This is a genomic window from Gallintestinimicrobium propionicum (assembly GCF_025567525.1).
Classification (GTDB): Bacteria; Bacillota; Clostridia; order Lachnospirales; family Lachnospiraceae; genus Gallintestinimicrobium; species Gallintestinimicrobium propionicum.
Genome location: NZ_JAOQJY010000034.1, coordinates 22137 through 28136 on the forward strand (window position 1 = coordinate 22137; position 6000 = coordinate 28136).

6 protein-coding genes and 1 tRNA gene are annotated in these 6000 nt (G+C 49.2%); 2 read left to right on the forward strand and 5 right to left on the reverse strand.

What is annotated here, in order from left to right:
• Positions 1-79: 79 nt before the first annotated feature.
• Positions 80-162 (forward strand) — tRNA-Leu (locus OCV62_RS17300).
• A gap of 97 nt (positions 163-259) precedes the next feature.
• Positions 260-1249 (forward strand): calcium/sodium antiporter, encoded by a 990-nt coding sequence (locus OCV62_RS17305; protein ID WP_262588221.1) that lies wholly within the window; start codon positions 260-262, stop codon positions 1247-1249.
• 191 nt (positions 1250-1440) lie between these two features.
• Here OCV62_RS17305 and OCV62_RS17310 read toward each other — a convergent pair whose 3' ends face one another.
• Genes OCV62_RS17310 through OCV62_RS17330 form a run of 5 tightly spaced genes read right to left on the reverse strand, consistent with a single transcriptional unit; the run spans position 1441 to position 5457 of the window.
• Positions 1441-2718 carry a diaminopimelate decarboxylase gene (locus tag OCV62_RS17310; protein ID WP_021915593.1) on the reverse strand — a complete coding sequence of 426 codons (1278 nt, stop codon included), beginning with the start codon at positions 2716-2718 and terminating at the stop codon, positions 1441-1443.
• 23 nt (positions 2719-2741) lie between these two features.
• Entirely contained in the window at positions 2742-3416 is a 675-nt protein-coding gene (locus OCV62_RS17315) for a uracil-DNA glycosylase (RefSeq protein WP_262588224.1), read from the reverse strand.
• On the reverse strand, positions 3407-4174 hold the full coding sequence (gene hisF, locus OCV62_RS17320; protein ID WP_117962290.1) for an imidazole glycerol phosphate synthase subunit HisF: 768 nt from the start codon (positions 4172-4174) through the stop codon (positions 3407-3409). The genes OCV62_RS17315 and hisF overlap by 10 nt, the downstream gene beginning before the upstream one ends.
• A gap of 2 nt (positions 4175-4176) precedes the next feature.
• Positions 4177-4809: an imidazole glycerol phosphate synthase subunit HisH gene (hisH, locus tag OCV62_RS17325; protein WP_117962289.1), complete on the reverse strand. Its 633-nt coding sequence runs from the start codon at positions 4807-4809 to the stop codon at positions 4177-4179.
• Between the two features lie 27 nt (positions 4810-4836).
• Entirely contained in the window at positions 4837-5457 is a 621-nt protein-coding gene (locus OCV62_RS17330; RefSeq protein WP_262588226.1) for a hypothetical protein, read from the reverse strand.
• Positions 5458-6000 lie beyond the last annotated feature (543 nt).

The window sequence follows — 6000 nt, forward strand, 5'->3', positions numbered from 1 at the left end:
AATTAAACTCATTTTTCCCTTGAAATCGCAATCTCTTTATGGTAAAATCTTTTTTGTTGCAGGAGTTTTACGCACATCAGCCGGCGTGGCGGAATGGCAGACGCGGCAGACTCAAAATCTGTTTATGGTGACATAGTACGGGTTCAAGTCCCGTCGCCGGCACGAAAACCCGAAGTTTTTATAACTTCGGGTTTTTTTCTATCGGATCAAAAAGTAGGTTCGATGTAACTAACTTTTTTCATTTCTGGAGGATAAACAAATGATAACACCCATCATCCTGTTTCTCGTCGGACTGGTTCTGCTGATTAAGGGCGGCGACTGGTTTGTGGACGGTGCAACAGGCATCGCTCACAAGTTCCATGTCCCGGATCTGTTAATCGGCGCAACTGTCGTTTCCATCGGCACTACCCTGCCGGAGGTCATGGTTTCCGCCACCTCTGCAGTCAGCGGCCATGGTGAAATCGCCTACGGAAACGCCATCGGTTCCATCATCTGCAATACGGCGCTGATCGCGGCAATTTCCATCGCAGTCAAGCCGTCCCGAGTGGATAAAAAGACACTTACCATTCCGGTTATTTTCTTTTATGTATCCACCGCACTCTATCTGTTTTCCGCCTACGTTACCAAGCGCTTCGATCGCGTAACCGGTGTGCTGCTTCTGCTGATTTTCGTCACATATATCGGCATTCAGATCTATCAGGCGATGCACGGCAAGAACCCGGAGGCTGCAGAAGCGGACGCTGAGGTCGCAGCGGCAGAGGCCGACACCGCTTCTAATTCGACCGGAAAGGATCTTCTTTTACTGGTCATCGGTGCTGCTTTTATCGCAATCGGCGCAAACCTGTTAGTTGATAATGGCATCATCATCGCCGGACTGTTGGGCGTTCCCGAATCCGTTATCGCCCTCACCTTTGTTGCTCTAGGCACCTCCCTGCCGGAGCTTGTTACCGCAATCACCTCTCTGCGCAAAGGACACGGTCTGTTATCCCTCGGCAACATCATCGGCGCAAACCTGTTTAACCTCGTTTTGGTAAGTGGTGTTTCGATCCTGTTATCTCCCTTCGATCTGCCTAACAGCAAGCAGATCGGCGCTTATAACGCATCCCTCGTTGTAGATATTCCTGTCATGCTCAGCGTTATGCTGATCCTAACGATTCCTCCGCTCATCAAAGGCAGAATGACACGCCTGCAGGGTATTATTCTGCTCGCTATTTACGCGGCATTTTGCATATTCCAGTTCGCTCTGTAAAACAGGCTGCGCCGCTGGCGATCCTATTTTAGCAACAGATGAGATTGTCACCCTGCAGACAATATGTTTCTCTGACATTTCATAAAAACGCCCGAACCGGTTCGGATCCTTTCATCCGTCCAGTTCGGGCATTTTTTCATTCTATTGCATGTTTCCTCAACTGTGCGTCCTTTCCCAGTCCGCATCAGGCTTTATTTTTCAAATTTCAGATTTTTATAAAAATCAAAGCAGTCAAACGTTGCGAAGTAATCCTTCGGTGTCTCTGCACGGCGGATCAGCTTTGCAGTGCCATCCTCCTGCAGTAAAATCTCCGCGCTGCGCAGACGTCCGTTGTAGTTATAGCCCATCGAAAAGCCGTGTGCGCCCGCATCATGAATGAACAGATAATCTCCCATATCAATCTTGGGAAGGTTTCTGTCGATTGCAAATTTGTCATTATTTTCGCAAAGGGAACCGGCCACATCGTATATATGGTCGCAGGGCGCATTTTCCTTGCCCAGCACCGTGATATGATGATAAGCACCGTACATCGCGGGACGCATCAGGTTCGCCGCGCACGCATCCACGCCGATATATTCTTTGTAAATATGCTTCTCATGCACCGCCTTCGTTACCAGCGCACCGTAAGGTCCCATCATGAAACGTCCCATCTCGGTATAAATTGCGATATCTCCCATGCCTGCCGGAACCAGAACCTCTTCGTAAACCTTTCTGACGCCCTCGCCGATCGCCAGAATATCGTTCGGCTCCTGATCGGGACGATACGGAATGCCGACACCGCCAGACAGATTAATAAATGCGATGTCCGCTCCGGTTTCTTTTTCCAGCTTCACAGCAAGCTCAAACAGCTGCTTTGCCAGCTGTGGATAATATTCGTTCGTCACCGTGTTGCTCGCCAGAAATGCGTGAATACCAAAGCGTTTTACTCCCTTGCTCTTTAAAATCCGATACGCTTCAAAAATCTGTTCCGTCGTCATACCGTATTTGGAATCCCCCGGATTGTCCATGATGCCGTTGCTCAACGTGAACACGCCGCCCGGATTATATCTGCAGCTCATCGTCTCCGGAAGCTTGCCCAGAATCTGCTCTACAAAATCGATATGCGTAATGTCATCCAGGTTGATAATCGCGCCCAGCTTCGCTGCCAGGGCATATTCCTCTTCAGGCGTATCGTTGGAGGAAAACATAATCTCCTCGCCCTTGGCGCCGATCGCATCACAGAGCATCAGTTCCGTTTCGGAAGAACAGTCACAGCCACAGCCGTATTCCCGTAAAATGTCAACCAAAAACGGGTTCGGGGTCGCTTTGATCGCAAAATATTCCCGAAATCCAGGGTTCCAGGAAAATGCTTCTTTTACTCTTTTCGCATTTTCGCGGATTCCTTTTTCATCGTAGAGATGAAACGGAGTCGGATACGTCTTTGCGATTTCTTCAATCTGTTCTTTGGTTACAAATGGTTTTTTGTTCATCGTTGCTCCTTTATCTGCCTCTCTTATCGGTTCTCAATCTGCCAGTCGATCGGTTCCACTCCATGTGCTTTTAAAAATTCATTGGTCTGGCTGAAATGCCTGCAGCCGAAAAATCCGCGATATGCAGACAAGGGACTCGGATGCGGCGCCTTCAAAATCAAATGCTGCGGATTCGTCAACATCGAAGCCTTCTGCTGCGCCGGACGTCCCCAGAGCAAAAAAACGATCGGACGGTCCTGCGCATTAACCGCTTCGATGACTGCATCCGTAAACTGCTCCCAGCCTTTTCCCTGATGGGAATTTGCCTGATGCGCCCGCACAGTCAACACGGTGTTCAACATCAGCACGCCCTGCTTCGCCCATTTTTCCAGATAACCGTTGTTTGGAATATAGCATCCCAGATCATCATGCAGCTCCTGATAAATATTGACAAGCGACGGCGGCACCTCCTCTCCCGGCTGCACAGAAAAGCAAAGCCCATGCGCCTGATGCTCGTTATGATAAGGGTCCTGTCCCAAAATCACGACCTTCACCTCGCGAAGCGGCGTAAAATGAAATGCGTTGAAAATATCATCCGCCGGAGGATATACCACATGCGTCGCATATTCTTCTTTCACAAAAGAAAATAACTTCGCATAATACGGTTTTCGAAACTCATCCTTTAACGCCGGCAACCAGTCGTTGCTGATCATTGCCATCTTACCGCGACTCCTTCCTTCTGCAGGTATTCCTTGACCTGTCCGATTTCCAGCTCTTTATAGTGAAATAAGGAAGCTGCCAGCGCCGCATCTGCCATGCCGTCTGTCAGTGCCTCCTTGAAATGCTCCATCTTGCCTGCACCACCGGAAGCGATGACCGGAATCGACACGTTCTGTGCGATCGCCCGGGTCAGCGGAATATCATAGCCTGCCTTCGTTCCATCGCAGTCCATGCTCGTCAGCAAAATCTCCCCGGCTCCCAGCTCCTGCGCCTTTCTCGCCCATTCTACCGCGTCCAGACCGGTATCGATCCGTCCGCCGTTTTTATAAACCGTCCAGCCCTCTGCACCGTCTGTTCTGCGCCTTGCATCAATCGCAACGACAACGCACTGGCTGCCGAACTTTTCCGCCGCATCCGCGATCAGCTGCGGATTGGAAATCGCCGCTGAGTTGACAGAAATTTTATCCGCTCCTTCCCGCAGCAATGCCTTAAAATCCTCAACCGTGCGGATTCCGCCGCCGACCGTAAACGGGATAAACACCTGCTCAGCAACCCGTCTTACCATGTCCACGACCGTTGCCCGCGCATCCGAGGACGCTGTAATATCCAGGAAAACCAATTCGTCCGCACCCGCCTTATCATACGCCGCTGCGATCTCCACCGGATCTCCTGCATCCCTCAAATTGACAAAATTAACGCCCTTTACTACCCTGCCATTATGGACGTCCAGACAGGGAATGATCCGTTTTGTAAACATCCTCAGTTGCCCTCCCTGCCTAATCTCACAAAGTTCTCCAAAATTTTCAGCCCAGCCTCCGAACTCTTTTCCGGGTGGAACTGACAGGCGAACAGATTTCCTTTTTCCACAGAAGCATCGATAGAAACGCCATACTCGGTTCTCGCGGTGACAATATCCTCCTCCGCCTTCAGATAATAGGAATGCACGAAATACACATACGGCTCCCTGGAAAATCCTTCAAACAGCCGTCCTTTTTGCGGAAAGGAGAGGGAATTCCAGCCGATATGCGGAATTTTAAGCGGTCTTTTGTCTTCTGCAACGCCGTCTGGAATCCGCAGGATTTTTCCCTTTAACAGACCGAGCCCCTCCACGCCAGGGCTTTCCTCGCTCGATTCAAATAACAGCTGCAAACCAAGGCAAATTCCAAGAAACGGAGTATTCTTGTCGACAATCTCAGAAATCACATCAATCAGACCATATTCTTTTAATTTTCCCATCGCATCCCCGAATGCCCCAACACCCGGAAGGATGACTTTTTCTGCTGCAAGCAGCTGTTTCGGGTCGCGCGTCAGTATCGTATCCTCGTGCAAATATGCCAGCGCCTTCTGGACACTTTTTACATTTCCTGCATCATAGTCGATAATTGCAATCATTTGGTTCCTCATTATTTATTAGAAATACTATTTTTCTTCCAGCAACAGCGTAACCGGATGCATCGGTACACTATATCCGCGCTCCTTAATCTCTTCCGTCATCTGATACAAATGGGAATGAACCCGGTACAGACAGGATTTTTGATTAAAATATGCAACCTTTTCAAACGGAAAACGGATCAGCTGCGGCAGCTCCATCCCAACGCCCAGCTCCAGAATCACCAAATTTCTGTTTAATGTCCCCTGCAGCCATTTGGTGTAAGTTTCCCAGCTGTCTGTCGGATACACTCCACTATCCGTTTCTTCCTCTCCCTCTTTGGCTGGCGTCAGAATTCGATTTTCTTTGAGTCCTGCCTGTTCCAACAAACCGTCCTCGCATAGAGAAATCACAAAATAATTTTTATCCTTCAAAAGATCTGCCAGAACTTCATATGCCTTCTGAACCTGTTCTTTTTCACAGCCGCCCGCTTTCTTTTGGCTTTTATGAAATGCGAGCAGCGCTGCCGCAGCGGGATCTGTCTGCGCGGTCTTGGCAAGCTCTGTAAAAAAAGGATCTTCCTGCGCTTCCTCTTTTACTGCAAACTCCGTTCCAATCCCGACAAGCACCATCTGCGCCTGTTCAATGGACTGTCTAATTTGTTCCAACATATCGTATCAACCTTTCTTAACTTCCTTTCGCCTGCAAATGCAGCCTGCAGACCGGAATCCAGAAACATTATATCAGACTTTAGTGTAGTAAACAACTACATTTCTCATGGGATATATTCGCCTGCGTCGGGTCGCGAAAGCGACATCCTTCCATTCCGACGCAATGCGATCCTTACGGAGCGTTTTTGCATTCGCCGTCCGTTCACACGCGCCATTCGCAAACTCGCATCTTCGATGCTTTCCGCTGCTGCGCAGCTCCTTTTGCTCATGAAGCAGCGCTCCCTTCGTGGGACTCAACAGGCAGATTCGTGCTTGCACGAAAATCTGCCTGCTGAGTCCCACGGGTGAACTTGGATAACAAAAAACGTCTGTTGAGTTCTCAACAGACGTCCTTGTCATTATAGGTTCATACCTTCAAAACTAAACACTGAAATCCTCTTTTGTATCTTCCACATCCATTCCCAACCTGTCAGGATAAGCCCTCGACCGATTAGTATTTGTCAGCTCCATGCATTACTGCACTTCCACCTCAAACCTATCTAC

Excerpts from the sequence above, each read along its gene's own strand:
- OCV62_RS17305 (WP_262588221.1), top strand. The coding sequence starts at position 260 with ATGATAACACCCATCATCCTGTTTCTCGTCGGACTGGTTCTGCTGATT.
- OCV62_RS17310 (WP_021915593.1), bottom strand. The coding sequence starts at position 2,718 with ATGAACAAAAAACCATTTGTAACCAAAGAACAGATTGAAGAAATCGCA.
- OCV62_RS17315 (WP_262588224.1), bottom strand. The coding sequence starts at position 3,416 with ATGGCAATGATCAGCAACGACTGGTTGCCGGCGTTAAAGGATGAGTTT.
- hisF (WP_117962290.1), bottom strand. The coding sequence starts at position 4,174 with ATGTTTACAAAACGGATCATTCCCTGTCTGGACGTCCATAATGGCAGG.
- hisH (WP_117962289.1), bottom strand. The coding sequence starts at position 4,809 with ATGATTGCAATTATCGACTATGATGCAGGAAATGTAAAAAGTGTCCAG.
- OCV62_RS17330 (WP_262588226.1), bottom strand. The coding sequence starts at position 5,457 with ATGTTGGAACAAATTAGACAGTCCATTGAACAGGCGCAGATGGTGCTT.